Below are 16,051 nucleotides of genomic sequence, written 5' to 3' on the forward strand. Positions count from 1 at the left end.
GGGGTTCGGCGCGCGCGACGCGCGCCGAACCGGCGCGGCTCAGAACGTGATCGTGGTGCGCACGCCGACGATCGCCTCGTCGCCGATGCGCGCGCCGTTCGCGCTCGGATCGGGGTTGGGGATGCCGCCCGCCGGCCGGAACGCGTACTGGAAATCGGCCTGGAGCTGCCACCATGGCGTGACCTGATACTGGTAGGTCGCCTCGAGGATGGTTTCGGCCCGGCGCACCGGATAGCCCGGCGTCGTGAAGGCGCCGGTGTCGCCGTCGAGGCCGCGCGCGTGCGAGCCGATCTTCGCATAGCCGATCGCGAGCCCGACCACGTCGTTGTCGCGGCCCTTGAACGGCGCCTTCAGCGTCACGCCCGCGTTGATGCCGAGATCGACGAGGTTGCGGTCGCCGGGCGCGCCCATGACGCGGGCGAACACGCCGAGCGCGCGCGGGCTGTCGGGGCCCTCGCGCCACACCATCTGGTCGGCCACCGCATAGAAGCCGTAGTTGCCGCGATGCGTGGCCGGATCGCCGCTGCTCGCGGAAGCCGCGAGCGATACGCCGTTGCTCGCGTAGCGCGGGTCGGCGAAGCGCCCCGTGTTGTACCAGACGCCGACCTTGTAGGTGCCGGGCAGGCCGGCGGGCTGCGCCGCCTTCGGGTCCGCGGGCGCCGCGTTGAGCGCGTACTGCGCCTCGCCGATGATCAGCGCGCTGTCGTGCAGGTTGAAGTTGGTGCCGTGCGCGTTGAGCACCTGCGCATCGCCGACGCCGCTGCCGGCCGGATTGCCGTTGAACACGCCCGCCATCACGGTCCACGCGTCGGACGGCTTGAGCCGCAGCCGCACGCCGAGCGACGACAGCGGATAGGCGGGGCCGCCCGCGGGCATGTCGACGGACGGCAGCACCGGCCAGCCGAAGGTCGCGTTCATGAAGGTCGCGGCGTACTGGCTCACCATGAACTCCTGGTCGAGGCTTTGCTGGCCGATCTTCACGTCGACCTTGCCGTCCGCGAGCGACTGCTGGTACCACAGCTCCCACAGCCGCGTGGTCGCGTTCGCCTCGATGCCGGTCGCGGTCTGCAGCGTCTGCAGGTTGCGCTGCGTGAGATTGGTGCCGTGGATCTGCAGGCCCGACACGTTGAAGGTGCCGCCCGGCAGGCCGATCGCCTTCCCGGTGTCGACCACGACGCCGAACTGCGTGAGGCCGTCGTAGGCGCCGCCGCGCTGCGTGCCGCCCGACAGGTTGTTCAGGTATTCGCTGGTTTCCTGCAGGTTCAGCGTGATGCCGTGATCGCCGAGCAGGCTGCGCAGGCCGCCCATGTCTCCGAACAGGTTCGAGCGTTCCCGGAAGCCGGTCGGCGCGGGCGCGTCGGCTGCGGGGGCAGGGGCGGCAGGCGCGCTGGCGGCGTCCTGCGGGGCGGCGCCGCCGGCGGTCTGCGCGCTTGCGGTCTGCACGAGGCCCAGCGACAGCAGCAGCGGCAGGCCGGCCGCCGCGCCGGATTTGATCAGCATGTGGGTCAGTGTGTTCTTCATGGCGTGTCTGCGATTGATTGGCAAAACTAATGATCGTGTGAAGCTGCCGCGGGATACGGTTCGCCGGCGCGGCCGGTCAGCGAGCCGGCCGGTCGTTCAGGAAAACCACCAGCTCACGCGCAGGGCGTGGTTCAGGCCGAGGCGTGAAGACGAAGCGGACAACAGCGCGACGAGCGCCACCGCGGCCGCCATCAGGGCGACGATCGCGCAGCCGGCGGGCCGGGCGGCCAGCGCGGCGTCGGGCCAGACGCCGTTGCGCCAGGTGCCGGCCGCATGCGCGAAGGGTGCGAACGAGCAGGTCGCGAGCCGATGGCAGGCGAGATGGGCGACGTTTCTGAGTTTGGCCGCGAAAGATTGAATGAACATGACTGCGCTCCCGTCCGGTCCGGCGGGCGCCGGACGACGTAGGGCGCCACGGGCGAGCCTCGCCTGCGGCATACGATCGAAACAGAGGAAGCGTGCTGCGGAAGACCGGCGCGTGCCGATCGATGGTGAAGCGCGCTAACTCGACCAGGGCGAGTCAGCGGCAAAGGACGGACCCTGGCGGCTAGCTCGCGATTGCATCGCCGGCGCGGGCCGGCATCGGACTTCCACTACTAGGGTACGTGTCCACGAAGGACTCCTTTGATGAGTTGCGGCGGATTGTATTCGGCCCGAAATCGAAATTGCAAGTAAAAATCGCATCAATCGTTTCGCGGCCGCGATATCGCGCACAGCGGCCGTTCGCGCGGCGAGACCCTCAAATATGAAGCGCTTTCGTGCTTACATATTCATTTCAATTCGCGTGTCGCTGAAAGCTTTCGCCATGTCGCATCCGCGCCCGGACAGGCGTGGCATGAGGCATTGAAATTATCTTTGTAATAGTCAAGATTTCGGGTTGACTTTCGAATTGGCGGGTATCTAGAATCCGCCATCTTCACAAATGGGGCTGATGCCTTGGACGCCTGCAGTAGTCGATCTTCGACCTTGATTCGTGCCTGATCGGTAGAACGTCCGCGCTGTCCTCCAGCCGCCGTCCTGCCTTGAAGGCAGACGGTGCGCGCCGTAGTTTCCCACTCCCCGTGCATCCTTGATTCGCGCCGGCCGCGTCGCCTCGTCGCGCGCGTCCGGCGTCGGCCGCGAGTCATCGGGCTCGCGCCTGCGTTCGTGCGCGCCGTATCGATGCGGCGCGCGCGGTGCGCACGCACGCCGCGTCGCGGCGCGCCTGCGCTGATCGTTCAACCCTGACCAGGAAGGAGCCGAGATGCCGGACAGTGACAGCCATCCCTTATGCCGAACCTGCCTGATTGATTCGGGGAAGCAGGACGACGCCCGCCGATAGGTGCGCCGAGCGCGCGCATCCGGGCGTCCCGCCGCCCCGCTTGCGCGAACCCTCGCCCGGAGAACCTTCATGAATTTCGCTCCGCTGCTGTCGGACCTGCCCCACATCCAGGAATCGCGCGCGCACTACGACGCGCTGCTGACGCTCGACGCGCGCCCGCAGTCCGCGCTCGCCGCGTGCTGGCACTACCTGAAGAACCTGATTTCCTGAACCGCGACGCGCGACTCCGGCATACGCAAGCGACGCTGCCCACGGGCGGCCCACGCCGTTGCGCATGCCGAGGGCGAGCGCTGTCGATTTAACCATTCGCCCTCGGGGGGAACACCATGTCAACGCCATCCAACGTTTCACCACCTATCGTGCTTGAGCGCAGCGCCGTCCTCGACGAAGCGCACCTCGGCGACATCAAGGGCGCGCTCGGCACGATCGCGCACCATGACACCGGCCCGCGCGCCACGTGGTGGGCGCGCTTTCGCACGCTGCTCGCGATCCTCGGTCCCGGCCTCATCGTGATGGTCGGCGACAACGACGCGGGCGCGTTCGGCACCTATACCCAGGCGGGCCAGAACTACGGCACGACGCTGCTCTGGACGCTGCTGCTGCTCGTGCCGGTGCTGTTCGTGAATCAGGAGATGGTGCTGCGGCTCGGCGCGGTGACGGGCGTCGGCCATGCCCGCCTGATCTTCGAACGCTTCGGCAAGTTCTGGGGCGCCTTCAGCGTGGTCGACCTGTTCATCCTGAACGCGTTGACGATCGTCACCGAGTTCATCGGCATCACCTTCGTGCTCGACTTCTTCGGCATCTCGAAGATCGCGGGCGTGTGCATCGCGGCCGCGTTGACGATGGCCGCGGTCAGTACCGGCAACTTCAGGCGCTTCGAGCGCTTCGCGGTGGTGCTGTGCCTGCTGAGCCTGCTGCTCGTGCCGGTGCTCGTGTCGATCCACCCGCCCGTGTCGCAGATCACGCGCGATTTCTTCGTGCCGAACTGGCCGGCCAACTCGAAGCTCAGCGACGTGATGCTGCTCGTGATCGGCATCGTTGGCACCACGGTCGCGCCGTGGCAGCTGTTCTTCCAGCAGAGCTACGTGGTCGACAAGCGCATCACGCCGCGCTTCATGAAGTACGAGAAGGCGGACCTGTGGATCGGCATTCTGTTCGTGATGATCGGCGCGGTCGCGATGATCTCGTTCTGCGCGGCGCTGTACGCGGGGCGTCCCGAGTTCGGCAACTTCACCGACGCGGGCGGCGTGATCGCGGGCCTCGAGAAGTATGCGGGCCGCACCGGCGCGACGCTGTTCGCGGTCGCGCTGCTCGACGCGTGCATCATCGGCGCGGCGGCGGTCTCGCTGTCGACCGCGTATGCGATCGGCGACGTGTTCAAGATCCGCCACTCGCTGCATCGCAGCGTCTCGGATGCGAAGGGCTTCTACCTCGTGTACTTCGGCATCGTCGCCGCCGCCGCCGCGCTGGTGCTGATCCCGGGCAGCCCGCTCGGCCTGCTCACGGAAGCGGTGCAGACGCTCGCGGGCGTGCTGCTGCCGAGCGCGACGGTGTTCCTGCTCCTGCTCTGCAACGACCGGGCCGTGCTCGGCCCGTGGGTCAACTCGAAGAAGCTCAACCTGTTCACGGGCGCGGTGATCTGGGTGCTGGTGATGCTGTCGATCATCCTGACCGCCTCGGTGATGTATCCGGACATCAGCGGCGAGACGATCCTCGAAGTGCTCGCAGGCGGCACGCTGCTCGCGGTGGTCGGCTTCATCGCGACGATGATGCTGCGCAAGCGCGGCGGCGGCGACGTGGCGGAAGCGGTCGCCGGGCGCGCGGTGCGCGACACCTGGCGCATGCCGCCGCTCGACGAGCTGCCGGCGCCGCGCGTGACGCTGTCGACGCGGATCTGGATGGGCGTGCTGCGCGGCTATCTGTTGCTGGCGGTCGGCCTCGTGATCGTGAAGGTCGTGCAGATGACCTTCTTCAAGTAAGCTCGACATCGCGTCACCCCGCACGGCGCGGGGCGGCGCGGCGAGCGGCTTGAACGCGTGGAGGCGAGCATGAATCGGACGATCGTACGAAGGCTGGGCGGCGCGCTGCTGGTGGCGGCGCTGCTCGCGGGATGCGGCAAGGCGACGGATGACGACGAGGTGAGCAGCAAGCCCAGCGAGACGGCCGCGGGGTCCGCGGCGTCGGCCGTGGATGCCGCGCCGGCGCAGGGCGCGAGCCAGTAGTCCGGCACGGCGCCGAGCGCGAGGCGCTGAGCGTGAGACGCGATCGAAAGGTATCCGAAAAATTTCCGACATAGTTTGACAGTTGCGCGGTCGGCTTTGCGCTAACCTGAATTGCGGCGGCGCTTGTCTACGCCGGCGGTGTCATTCAGTCCTGCGGGGCACGATCGCCCGGCGCGGCCGGCGGGTCCGGCAGGCGTAACGGGTGCTACGGATCGTTACAGGCGCGATGTGGCGCAGGCGGTTCATGCAATCATGCACGCTCACTCTCAATCCGAATGGTGATGGCGATGGGAATCCTCAATACAGTAGGTGAAATTGCAGGTGCGGTGGCCGCGGTCGAGGCGACCGACAAGGTCGATCCGGATGCGGGCCTGTTGACGAAGGGGCTCGCGGCGGTGGCGGGCTTCAAGGGCGCCGAGGCGCTCGAAGGTCTCGTCGAGAAAAAGGACACGGACGCGGCGGAAGGCGCCGACAACTCGGCCGCGCAGGACGGCGGCGACGGCTCGCAGGCCTGAGCGCGCCACGCCCCGCGACGGGAGACTTCGGTCTCCCGTTTTTTTTGCCCGCTCGGGCGGTTACCACGGAGGGGCCGGATTCTTGTTATCGTCCTGCCATCGTGTCCTAGACAAGGCGATCCCATGGAATTCGATTACGACCTCTTTGTGATTGGCGCGGGTTCGGGCGGCGTGCGCCTGAGCCGCATCGCGGCTTCGCTCGGCGCGCGCGTCGGCATCGCGGAGGAGGAGCAGGTGGGCGGCACCTGCGTGCTGCGCGGCTGCATCCCGAAGAAGCTGCTGGTCTACGCGTCGCACTACGGTCATGAAGTGGAGGATGCGGCGGGCTTCGGCTGGAGCTTCGATCTCGGCAATTTCTCCTGGCCGGCGCTGATCGGCGCCAAGAATCGCGAGATCGCGCGCCTGAGCCAGGTCTACATCGACCTGCTGAAACAGTCGGGCGTGACCTTGCACGAAGGCCGCGCAACGCTCGCGGACGCACACACCGTGGAGGTCGGCGGCCGGCGCCTGCGCACGCGGCACATCGCCATCGCGACCGGCTCGCGGCCGACGCTGCCGCCCGTGCCCGGCATCGAGCATGCGATCACCTCGCGCGAGGCGCTCGATCTGCCGGAGCTGCCCGCGCGTATCGCGATCGTGGGCGGCGGTTATATCGCGGTCGAGTTCGCGGGCATCTTCAACGGGCTCGGCGTCGAGGTCGACCTGTTCTATCGCGGCGAGCAGATCCTGCGCGGCTTCGACGACGACCTGCGCGGCTTCCTCGCCGACGAGATGCGCAAGCAGGGCGTCGCGATCCACACGCAGGCCGACGTGCGCGCGCTCGAACGCGCCGCGGACGGCGCGCTGACGCTGCGGGCCGGCACGCACGCGCATGGCCCGTACGGGCAGGTGTTGTATGCGACGGGCCGCGCGCCGAACAGCGACGGGCTCGGGCTCGATGCGCTCGGGGTGGTGCGCGGGCCGGGCGGCGCGATCGAGGTCGACGACTACTCGGCGACGCGCGTGCCGTCGATCCATGCGATCGGCGACGTGACGTCGCGCCCGCAGCTCACGCCGGTCGCGACGCGCGACGGGGCGCTCCTGGCCGCGAACCTGTTCGGCGAGCGGCAGGTGAAGGCCGATCACCGCAACGTGCCGTCCGCAGTGTTCAGCCAGCCGGAGGTCGCGACGGTCGGCCTGTCGGAACGCGCCGCGCGCGCGACGCTCGGCAAGGTGGACATCTACCGTACGTCGTTCAAGGCGCTGCGGCACACCTTGTCGGGGCGCGACGAGCGCACCTTCATGAAGCTCGTGGTGGAGCGCGTCAGCCAGCGCGTGGTGGGCGCGCACATGGTCGGCCGCGACGCGGCCGAGATCGTCCAGGGGCTCGCGATCGCGATCCGCGCGGGCGCGACCAAGGCGCAGTTCGACGAGACGATCGGGATTCACCCGACCGCGGCCGAGGAGTTCGTCACGCTGCGCCAGCGCGCGCCGGATCTCGACTGACGCGCGCGCCGCCTAGGGCGCGACCGACGCGACGGTTCCCGGCCGCGCGCTCGCGCAGTCGCGCCGATACTTCGCCATCAGCCGTTGCTGGGCGCTGTCGATGTCGTCCGGGTAGTTGTCCGACTCGCCCGCCGACGGGTCGTAGCCGACCGATTCCAGTTCCGCCAGTTCGTTGACGATCTGCGCGTGCGTGACGGGCCCTGTCGTGTGCACGAACGGATAGTCCGTGCATTGCTGCGGCGTGAGCGCCGGGGCCGCATGGGCGGTGGCGCCGAACGCGAGCAGGAAGGCACAGGCGAGGGCAGTGGTCCAATAGCGTTCGATAGGGAGGCGTTGCGTGTGGTGCGGCGACGCGCGCGATGCGCGGTCGAATGCGGCGGGAGATTTTTGATAGGGTGCGGCGAGGCCGGCCGCGTTGAAGGCTGCGTGGGAGAGGAGCGTGAACGGCGGCGCGGCAGCTGAAGTTGCGCGATCAGCTCAACGAATGAGTGGGCAGCGCGCGACGGCGAGCGCGCGTTTTCTCGGGATAGGGATTAGGCGCGCGCCGATGGCGCGAGGTGAATCAGTTCGGCAGGCTGGCCGCTTCTTCCTGCGCTTCGAGATGCTGCGCGACACACGCGTGGAGCCGCGCGAGGCTGTGCGGCGGCAGTGCGAAGCCGGTCCAGCCGAGCCCGGTATGGCGCAGGAACAGCACAGCACCGCCGTAGAGCGGATGCTTTTCGGTGTACCAGCACGGGTCCATTTCCATCACGTATTGCTGGTCGCGCGGCGGGATGTCGGGGATTGCCGGCTTCATCGATGCGCGCAGCAGGCTCAGGTATTGGATCACGCCGTCGACGTCCTCGGGGTCGAGCGCCACGGAGGCCTCGCCTATCGACACGAGCACGGTCTGCTTGCCGTACTCGTTGATCTTTTCGATGCGCATCGGGCCGGACATGGCGCGCCTCCGTGGTGATAGCGGGATGAGGCGATTATCGGATGCGGGGCGGAGGGGAAGATGGAGAGTGGGCGGTGCGGGGATGAAATTTTGTTTAAGGTCGGTGGGAAGGCGCGCGGTGATGAAGAGATCTGGCTGCTGATCGCATATACGAAAGAGAAGTTCGACAATCTGCCGACGAGCTTTCTCAATCAACTTCGAGAGGAAATCGATCGTGGATAAGGAGATGGAAGCGTTTCAGGCGGATCTGCTGAAGTCGGTCCGCCAGATGAAGGCCCGCAAGGTGGGGCGTGCGACACGCGTCACGCCGACCGAGGCGGCGCTGGCTCGCGCCAGGGTCGGACTGTCGCAGAGCGCATTCGCGGCGTTGCTCGGGGTGTCGGTGCGCACCTATCAGGATTGGGAACAAGGTCGACGCAATCCGACGGGCGCAGCTCAAACGTTGCTGCGCGTCGCCGTGCAGCACCCCGAGGCTCTGAAAGACCTTCAACCGCTCACTTGATTCCGGCGGCGCGGTCTCCGCACACTCGGCAGGATGCGCTGAAGCGCACTGAAATCGGTTTGCCGAACACGTGCCCTCATCGAGCGATTGCAATTGCAATCATGCTGGGTCGACCGGTGTTCATGCATGCCTATTCGGATCACGCATCGTGCGACTATTGCGCGACCGAGGGAGCGGGCGCTCGGTCAAACGAGCCGCCCGCCGTGAGCGTTTTCATGACTCGCGCGCGACGGCCCACAGCCACCGCACGCCTCTCACTCCACCGTCACCGACTTCGCCAGATTCCTGGGCTTGTCCACATCGGTCCCGCGCGCACAGGCCGTGTGATACGCGAGCAACTGCAACGGCACCACATGCAAAATCGGCGACAGCGGCCCATAGTGCTCCGGCATCCGGATCACATGCAGCCCTTCGTCGTTGACGATCTGCGTATCCGCGTCCGCGAACACATACAGCTCGCCGCCGCGCGCGCGCACTTCCTGCATGTTCGACTTGAGCTTCTCCAGCAGCGCGTCGTTCGGCGCGACCGTGACGACCGGCATCGCCTCCGTCACGAGCGCGAGCGGCCCGTGCTTGAGTTCGCCCGCCGGATACGCTTCCGCATGGATATACGAGATTTCCTTGAGCTTCAGCGCGCCTTCGAGCGAGATCGGATAGTGCAGGCCCCGACCCAGGAACAGCGCATTCTCCTTGCGCGCGAATTCCTCGGACCACGCGATGATCTGCGGTTCCAGCGCGAGCACGCTGTTGAGCGCGGCGGGCAGGTGGCGCAGCTGCTTCAGGTAATCCGCCTCGCGCGCGCCGTCCACATGCCCGCGCAGCTTGCCGAGCGTCGCGGCAAGCACGAACAGCGCGACCAGCTGGGTGGTGAACGCCTTGGTCGACGCCACGCCGATCTCGGTGCCGGCATGCGTGAGAAACGCGATTTCGGTGAGCCGCACCATCGCGCTCGTCGCGACGTTGCACACCGCGAGCGTGTGCCGATGGCCGAGCGCCTGCGCATGCTTGAGCGCGGCGAGCGTGTCGGCGGTCTCGCCCGATTGCGAGATCACCACCACCAGCGCGCGCGGGTTCGGCACCGATTCGCGATAGCGGTACTCGCTCGCGATCTCGACCTGGGTCGGGATCTTCGCGATCGATTCGAGCCAGTACTTGGCCGTCATCCCCGAGTAGTAGCTGGTGCCGCAGGCGAGGATCAGGATGCTGTCGATCTCGGCGAACGCCTCGGCGGCGGCCGGGCCGAACAGCGCCGGTTCGAACGCGTCGGCCTGCGGAATCGTGTCGGAGATCGCGCGCGGCTGCTCGAAGATTTCCTTCTGCATGAAATGCCGGTACGGGCCCAGCTCGACCGCGCCGCCGTACGCGCTGACCACGCGCACTTCGCGCTCGACCACCGCGCCGTCGCGGTCGACGATCGTCACGCCGTCGATCGACAGCTCGCACACGTCGCCTTCCTCCAGGAAGGTGAAGCGGTCGGTGCTGCCCGCGAGCGCGAGCGCGTCCGACGCGAGGAAGTTCTCGCCGTCGCCGAAGCCGACGACGAGCGGCGAACCCTGCCGCGCGCCGACCACGGTGTGCGGCTGGTCCTTGTGGATCACCGCGATCGCATAGGCGCCGTGCAGCTGGCGCGCGGCCGCGCGCACCGCGCCGAACAGGTCGCCCTGGTACAGGCTGTGCACGAGGTGGGCGATGACCTCGGTGTCGGTCTGCGACACGAATTCGTAGCCCTTCGCGCGCAGCGTCTCGCGCAGCGCCTCGAAGTTCTCGATGATGCCGTTGTGCACGAGCGCGAGCGCGTTCGACGAGAAGATCGGGTGCGCGTTGTGCGTGACGGGCGCGCCGTGCGTCGCCCAGCGCGTGTGCGCGATGCCCGTGTGGCCCGTGAGGTGGGCGTCGCGCACCTGCGCGTCGAGATCGGCCACGCGCGCGACGCTGCGCGCGCGCGTGGGCGTGTCGGCGTCGAGCACCGCCACGCCGCACGAGTCGTAACCGCGGTATTCGAGCCGGCGCAGACCTTCGATCAGAACCGGAACGATGTCACGTCGAGCCACTGCTCCAACGATTCCGCACATAGAAAATGATCCTTGGATAGAAGGCGGGCGCCCGTCCGGGCGCCCGCGCAAAGGGTTCTTTCAGTTCTTCTTCTTCTTGACCGGCCGGACGTAGCCGGCCCGGGCGGTCTGCGTCTTGTCGTTGAGCACCAGCATGCCGTCGGCGACGTCCTTCCAGACGGTGGTGCCCGCCGCGATCGTCGCGCCCGCGCCGACGCGCACCGGCGCGACCAGCTGGGTGTCGGAGCCGACGAACACGTCGTCGCCGATCTCGGTGCGGAACTTGTTCGCGCCGTCGTAGTTGCAGGTGATGGTGCCCGCGCCGATGTTCACGCGCGCGCCGATGTCGGCGTCGCCGATGTAGGTCAGGTGGTTCGCCTTCGAGCCCGCGCCCAGCACCGCGTTCTTCACCTCGACGAAGTTGCCGACGTGCGCGTCGTCCGCGAGCTGCGCGCCCGGGCGCAGCCGCGCGTACGGGCCGACCACGGTGTGCGCGCCGAGCCGCGCGCCGTCGAGGTGCGAGAACGCGTCGATGCGCGTGCCCGCGCCGATCGCCGTGTTGCGGATCACGCAGTGCGGGCCGACCGTGACGCCGTCGGCGAGCGACACCTCGCCCTCGAACACGCAGTTCACGTCGATCGACACGTCGCGGCCGCAGGCGAGCGTGCCGCGCAGGTCGAAGCGCGCCGGATCGGCGAGCGTGACGCCCGCGGCGAGCAGCGCGTCGGCCTGGTTGCGCTGGTGGATGCGTTCCAGTTCGGCGAGCTGCGCCTTGCTGTTCACGCCGAGCGTTTCCCATTCCTCGTCCGGCTGGGTCGTGACGACCTCGAAGCCAGCCTCGATCGCCTGCTCGACCACGTCGGTCAGGTAGTACTCGCCCTGCGCGTTGTCGTTGCCCAGCGCGCCGAGCCACATCGCGAGCTGCGCGGTGGGCGCGACCACGATGCCGGTGTTGATCTCGGCGATCTTCAGTTCGTCGGGCGAGGCGTCCTTCTGCTCGACGATGCGCGTCACGCAGCCGCCCTGGTCGCGCACGATGCGGCCGTAGCCGGTCGGATCGTCGAGCGTCACCGTGAGCACGCCGTAGCGCGCGTCGGTGGCGGCGTTGACGAGCCGCTGCAGCGTGCTCGCGCGCGTCAGCGGCACGTCGCCGTAGAGCACGAGGGTCGGCCGCGCGGGATCGAGGAGCGGCAGCGCCTGGCGCACCGCGTGGCCCGTGCCGAGCTGCTGCTCCTGCAGCGCGAACTGCACGTCCGGCGCGGCGACGGCGGCCTGCACCTGCTCGGCGCCGTGGCCGACCACGACCACGAGCCGGGACGGCCGCAGCGTGCGGGCAGTGTCGATCACATGGGAAAGGAGCGGCCGGCCGGCCAGAGGATGAAGCACTTTCGGCAGCGCGGAGCGCATGCGCTTGCCGGTGCCTGCCGCCAAAATCACGATATTCATGGCGCCAGTAAATAGGGAGTGTTCGAAGCCTGGGATTTTATCATGCGGGCGCGCCGGGCCGGCGCCGGCCTGACGCGCCCGCGGCCCGGCGGGCGGGGGTTTACAGGTCGTCGAGCGGGACGAACTGCAGCGGGCGCGCGCCGCTCGCGGCGGGCGCGTCGTCCGCGTCCGAGCCGCACGGTTCCTCGTCGAACGCGATGTCGCCGCGCGGGTCGGCGACGCCGGTCGCGCGCAGCCCGGCGAACGGGAACTGCGTGGTGTCCATCAGGTGCGACGGCACGACGTTCGAGAGCGCGCTGAACATGTTGTCGACGCGGCCCGGGAAGCGCTTGTCCCAGTCGCGGATCAGCGCCTTCATTTCCGCGCGCTTCAGGTTCGGCTGGCTGCCGCACAGGTTGCACGGGATGATCGGAAATTCGCGCAATTCCGCGTATTTCTCCAGATCGGTTTCCTTCACGTAGGCGAGCGGCCGGATCACGATGTTCTTGCCGTCGTCGGATTGCAGCTTGGGCGGCATGCCCTTGAGCTTGCCGCCGTAGAACAGGTTCAGCAGCAGCGTCTGCAGGATGTCGTCGCGGTGGTGGCCGAGCGCGATCTTGGTCGCGCCCAGCTCGCCCGCGACCCGGTACAGGATCCCGCGCCGCAGCCGCGAGCACAGCGAGCAGGTGGTCTTGCCCTCGGGCACGAGCCGCTTGACGATGCTGTAGGTGTCCTGGTTCTCGATGTGGAACGGCACGCCGAGCCGGGTCAGGTACTCGGGCAGCACGTGCTCGGGGAAGCCGGGCTGCTTCTGGTCGAGGTTGACGGCGACGATCTCGAAGTGGATCGGCGCGCGCTCGCGCAGCCGCAGGAGGACGTCGAGCAGCGCGTAGCTGTCCTTGCCGCCGGACAGGCACACCATCACCTTGTCGCCGTCCTCGATCATGTTGTAGTCGCCGATCGCCTGGCCGACCTGGCGCGCGAGGCGCTTGAACAGCTTGTTGTTCTCGTAGGCCTCTTTCTGCTCGCGGCGCGTGAGCGGCGGGCGGCCGGCGTCGGTCACGGCAGCGGCCGGGGCGGCGCCGTGTGATTCGGGGGTATGGGGCGCATTCATGCTCGCTCCTGATCCTTGATGCGGAAAACTTCGACGCCCACGGCGTCGCAATCGGGGTAGGCGTCCGGTTTCTCGGTGGAGACGCGCACCGCGCGCACGGCGTCGTGCGCGAGCAGGTGCGCCGCGATCGCGTCGCACAGCGTTTCCTGCAGGTGGATGTGGCCGCGCGCGACGCAATGCGCGACGCTCTGCTTCATCAGGTCGTAGTCGACCACTTCGCGCAGCCGGTCTTCGACGGGCGTGGTCCGCGCGAGCGGCACGAACACGTCGATGTTGATGACGACTCGCTGCTTGCCGCGCTTTTCGTGGTCGAACGCGCCGATGTCCATGAGCAGGTCGTGGTCACGCAGGAAGAGCCTGCGGCAATCGGCAAGCCGGGGGTCCAGGAGAGCGGCAAACATGGTCGTTCCAGTCAAATTGGCGTGCAGGCACGCAAAACGGCGCGGCAAAACGGCGGCCGTCGTCCGGCCGCGCGCCCGGCTGCGCCGGTCAAAACCCGTTCGCGGACGGCGCCAGCTGCGCGCCGCCGTCGAGATCCAGCGTGGCTCCGGTGACGCCCGCCGCGTCGGCCAGGTAGCAGGCCGCGTCGGCGAGCGCGTCCGGCGCGGTCGCGCGGCCGCGGACCAGCCCCGCGACCCGCACCTGCGGCGCGAGCGCAAGCGCCTCGGCCGGAATCGCGCGGTGCAGCGCGGCTTGCGCCAGCGCGTGCGGCAACGGCCCGGACGTCGGATGAAACAGGGCCTGATCGAGTACGAACAGCACCGCGGCGCGCAGCGTCTCGTCGTCGCGCGCCGCCTCGGGCGTCGCGTCGCGCAGCGCGCGCGCCAGCGCGAGCGGGGCGGCGACGTTGCGCACCGTCGCGTCGAGCAGCGCCGCGTAGTCGTCGGCGCGGTCCGGCGCGGGCGGCGTCGGCAGGCTCACCACGCACGCGGGGCGGCCGAGCGCGGCCGCGCAGGCGGGGATCAGCCCGCGCGCCTCGCGCTCCACGGCCAGGTCCGCGATCAATACCGCGACGCGCCCGCCGTGCGCGCCGAGTTCCGCGGCAAGCGCGGCGGCGGCCTCGGCCGCGCCGGCGTCGACCGCGAGCGCGACGTCCCAGCCCCGGCGCGCGAAGCCCGCCGCGAGGGCGTGACCGGCCGCCTGCGCGGCGCCCGTGTGCGCGGCGCCCGCTTGCACGGCGCCCGTATGCACGGCGCCGGCAATCAGCACGGTGCGCGCGGGGCGGGGGACGGACGTGTCGACGGAAACGGTCATTTACAATGCCGGGATGAACCCGAAATCTCACGAACCCGCTAGTTTACCTGCTCCCGGCCCCGACGCGCTCGTCCAGTCCGAAACCCTCGTCGCGAGGCTGCATGCCGAGATCGCGGCGGCGGGCGGCTGGCTGCCGTTCTCCCGCTACATGGAACAGGCGCTGTACGCGCCGGGCCTCGGCTATTACAGCGGCGGCGCGCGCAAGTTCGGGCGGCGCGGCGACGACGGCAGCGATTTCGTCACCGCGCCGGAGCTGTCGCCGCTGTTCGCGCAGACGCTCGCGCGGCCGGTCGCGCAGGCGCTCGAACTGAGCGGCACGCGCCGCGTGATGGAGTTCGGCGCGGGCACGGGCCGGCTCGCGGCAGGGCTCCTGAATGCGCTCGACGCGTTGGGCGCGGCGCCCGACGAATACTGGATCGTGGATCTGTCGGGCGAGTTGCGCGCGCGCCAGCGCGACACGCTCGACGCCGACGCGCCGGCGCTCGCCGCGCGGGTGCGCTGGCTGGACGCGCTGCCGGCGCGTTTCGAGGGCGTGGTGATCGGCAACGAGGTGTTCGACGCGATGCCGGTGCGGCTCGTCGTGAAGGGCGAGGCGGGCTGGCTCGAACGCGGCGTCGTGACGGACGCGGCGGGCCGTTTCGGCTTCGACGACCGCCCCTGCGGCGCGGAGCCGCTGATCGCGGCGTTCGACGGTCCGGCGCTGCCGGCCGGCTACCTGACCGAGATCCACGATGCGGCCGTGGGGTTCGTGCGCACGGTGTGCTCGATGCTCGCGCGCGGCGCGGCGCTGTTCATCGACTACGGTTTCCCGCGCCACGAGTACTACCACCCGCAGCGCGCCGAAGGCACGCTGATGTGCCATTACCGGCATCGCGCGCACGGCGATCCGTTCCTGTATCCGGGTCTCCAGGACCTGACCGCGCACGTCGAGTTCAGCGGCGTCTGCGAGGCGGGCATGGCGACCGGCGCGGACCTGCTCGGTTATACGTCGCAGGCGCGCTTCCTGCTGAACGCGGGCATCACCGAGGCGCTCGCCACGCTCGATCCGGCCGATGTGCATGCCTTCCTGCCGGCCGCGAATGCGGTGCAGAAACTGATTTCGGAGGCGGAGATGGGCGAGCTGTTCAAGGTGATCGGCTTCGCGCGCGGGATCGACGGCACGCTCGACGCGTTCGCGCGCGGCGACCGCTCGCACACGCTGTAGGCGGCGCGCCGTGTTCCGCTGGCTGCTCACCACCTTCCTCGCGGTGATGATCCTGACGCGGGCCTGGCCGTGGCTGTCGAAGCTCGGCGTCGGGCGGCTGCCGGGGGATGTGACGCTCAGGATCGGCGCGCGGGTCTATCCGTTTCCGTTCATGTCGACGCTCGTGATCATGGCGATCGTGTCGGTGATCGCGCGCCTGTGGTGACGGCGGCGGCTCGCCGTCACAGTTCCAGCTCGCCGAGGATCCGGTGCGCGAGCGCCTGCGCCTCGGCGAACGCTTCTTCCTCGTTGGGGCTCGTCGCCTCGACCTCGTAGCGCGTGTTGTCGGGCGCGCCGCCCTCGTCGCGCGACAGGATCACGTAGCCCTGGTAGCGGCCGTTGCCCGTCTTCCGGGCATGCGCCTTGGCCGTGTAGATGCCCTTGGTGTAGGTGTTGCCGTCCATGATGCTTCTCCTGCAAAAGGACGGCTCCATCCTAGCACCGCGCGGCCGCGCCTTCAG

18 protein-coding genes are annotated in these 16,051 nt (G+C 68.9%); 8 read left to right on the plus strand and 10 right to left on the minus strand.

Annotation, left to right across the window (positions count from 1 at the left end):
- Positions 1–39 precede the first annotated feature (39 nt).
- Together AC1RQF_RS11320 and AC1RQF_RS11325 are read right to left on the minus strand one after the other, a co-directional pair.
- Positions 40–1,521: a carbohydrate porin gene (locus tag AC1RQF_RS11320; protein ID WP_492872064.1), complete on the minus strand. Its 1,482-nt coding sequence runs from the start codon at positions 1,519–1,521 to the stop codon at positions 40–42.
- A 96-nt stretch (positions 1,522–1,617) separates the two neighbouring features.
- Positions 1,618–1,887, minus strand: coding sequence for a hypothetical protein (locus AC1RQF_RS11325; protein ID WP_273999453.1), 270 nt, complete (start codon positions 1,885–1,887; stop codon positions 1,618–1,620).
- 1,024 nt (positions 1,888–2,911) lie between these two features.
- Between AC1RQF_RS11325 and AC1RQF_RS11330 the strand changes: the two genes are divergently transcribed.
- The 5 genes from AC1RQF_RS11330 to gorA all read left to right on the plus strand — a co-directional run bounded on the left by AC1RQF_RS11330 (position 2,912) and on the right by gorA (position 7,064).
- Entirely contained in the window at positions 2,912–3,052 is a 141-nt protein-coding gene (locus AC1RQF_RS11330; protein ID WP_492872065.1) for a hypothetical protein, read from the plus strand.
- A 116-nt stretch (positions 3,053–3,168) separates the two neighbouring features.
- Complete coding sequence (locus AC1RQF_RS11335; protein ID WP_273999451.1) at positions 3,169–4,821, plus strand: NRAMP family divalent metal transporter; 1,653 nt, start codon at positions 3,169–3,171, stop codon at positions 4,819–4,821.
- Positions 4,822–4,890: 69 nt separating this feature from the next.
- Positions 4,891–5,064, plus strand: a complete 174-nt coding sequence (locus AC1RQF_RS11340) for a hypothetical protein (protein ID WP_492872066.1) — start codon at positions 4,891–4,893, stop codon at positions 5,062–5,064.
- Between the two features lie 287 nt (positions 5,065–5,351).
- Positions 5,352–5,579 carry a hypothetical protein gene (locus AC1RQF_RS11345; protein ID WP_273999449.1) on the plus strand — a complete coding sequence of 76 codons (228 nt, stop codon included), beginning with the start codon at positions 5,352–5,354 and terminating at the stop codon, positions 5,577–5,579.
- Positions 5,580–5,702: 123 nt separating this feature from the next.
- Complete coding sequence (gene gorA / locus AC1RQF_RS11350; protein ID WP_492872067.1) at positions 5,703–7,064, plus strand: glutathione-disulfide reductase; 1,362 nt, start codon at positions 5,703–5,705, stop codon at positions 7,062–7,064.
- Between the two features lie 12 nt (positions 7,065–7,076).
- On the opposite strand, the gene AC1RQF_RS11355 is transcribed toward gorA, so the two are convergent.
- A complete protein-coding gene (locus tag AC1RQF_RS11355) occupies positions 7,077–7,388 on the minus strand; it encodes a DUF4148 domain-containing protein (RefSeq protein WP_492872078.1) in 312 nt (103 codons plus the stop codon).
- A 238-nt stretch (positions 7,389–7,626) separates the two neighbouring features.
- Positions 7,627–8,001 carry a hypothetical protein gene (locus tag AC1RQF_RS11360; protein WP_273999445.1) on the minus strand — a complete coding sequence of 125 codons (375 nt, stop codon included), beginning with the start codon at positions 7,999–8,001 and terminating at the stop codon, positions 7,627–7,629.
- Between the two features lie 214 nt (positions 8,002–8,215).
- On the opposite strand from AC1RQF_RS11360, the gene AC1RQF_RS11365 reads away from it, so the two are divergent.
- Positions 8,216–8,503 carry a helix-turn-helix domain-containing protein gene (locus tag AC1RQF_RS11365; RefSeq protein ID WP_492872068.1) on the plus strand — a complete coding sequence of 96 codons (288 nt, stop codon included), beginning with the start codon at positions 8,216–8,218 and terminating at the stop codon, positions 8,501–8,503.
- Positions 8,504–8,757: 254 nt separating this feature from the next.
- On the opposite strand, the gene glmS is transcribed toward AC1RQF_RS11365, so the two are convergent.
- The 5 genes from glmS to AC1RQF_RS11390 form a co-directional block, all read right to left on the minus strand.
- On the minus strand, positions 8,758–10,575 hold the full coding sequence (gene glmS, locus AC1RQF_RS11370; RefSeq protein WP_492872069.1) for a glutamine--fructose-6-phosphate transaminase (isomerizing): 1,818 nt from the start codon (positions 10,573–10,575) through the stop codon (positions 8,758–8,760).
- Between the two features lie 60 nt (positions 10,576–10,635).
- Positions 10,636–12,000 carry a bifunctional UDP-N-acetylglucosamine diphosphorylase/glucosamine-1-phosphate N-acetyltransferase GlmU gene (glmU, locus tag AC1RQF_RS11375; RefSeq protein ID WP_492872070.1) on the minus strand — a complete coding sequence of 455 codons (1,365 nt, stop codon included), beginning with the start codon at positions 11,998–12,000 and terminating at the stop codon, positions 10,636–10,638.
- 100 nt (positions 12,001–12,100) lie between these two features.
- Positions 12,101–13,093: a tRNA 2-thiocytidine(32) synthetase TtcA gene (gene ttcA / locus AC1RQF_RS11380; protein WP_273999441.1), complete on the minus strand. Its 993-nt coding sequence runs from the start codon at positions 13,091–13,093 to the stop codon at positions 12,101–12,103.
- Complete coding sequence (locus AC1RQF_RS11385) at positions 13,090–13,494, minus strand: dihydroneopterin aldolase (RefSeq protein WP_252984276.1); 405 nt, start codon at positions 13,492–13,494, stop codon at positions 13,090–13,092. Before AC1RQF_RS11385 ends, ttcA begins: the two co-directional genes overlap by 4 nt.
- An 88-nt stretch (positions 13,495–13,582) precedes the next feature.
- Positions 13,583–14,347 carry an SDR family oxidoreductase gene (locus AC1RQF_RS11390; RefSeq protein WP_492872071.1) on the minus strand — a complete coding sequence of 255 codons (765 nt, stop codon included), beginning with the start codon at positions 14,345–14,347 and terminating at the stop codon, positions 13,583–13,585.
- Positions 14,348–14,360: 13 nt separating this feature from the next.
- Between AC1RQF_RS11390 and AC1RQF_RS11395 the strand changes: the two genes are divergently transcribed.
- Both AC1RQF_RS11395 and AC1RQF_RS11400 read left to right on the plus strand, forming a co-directional pair.
- Entirely contained in the window at positions 14,361–15,551 is a 1,191-nt protein-coding gene (locus AC1RQF_RS11395) for a class I SAM-dependent methyltransferase (RefSeq protein WP_492872072.1), read from the plus strand.
- A gap of 10 nt (positions 15,552–15,561) precedes the next feature.
- Positions 15,562–15,756 (plus strand): DUF2905 domain-containing protein, encoded by a 195-nt coding sequence (locus AC1RQF_RS11400; RefSeq protein ID WP_492872073.1) that lies wholly within the window; start codon positions 15,562–15,564, stop codon positions 15,754–15,756.
- A gap of 16 nt (positions 15,757–15,772) precedes the next feature.
- Here the strand turns inward: AC1RQF_RS11400 and AC1RQF_RS11405 are convergent, their stop codons facing one another.
- Complete coding sequence (locus tag AC1RQF_RS11405) at positions 15,773–15,994, minus strand: hypothetical protein (protein WP_273999435.1); 222 nt, start codon at positions 15,992–15,994, stop codon at positions 15,773–15,775.
- Positions 15,995–16,051: the final 57 nt, after the last annotated feature.

The sequence above is a fragment of the Burkholderia sp. GW821-FHT14F03 genome (genome assembly GCF_058803765.1).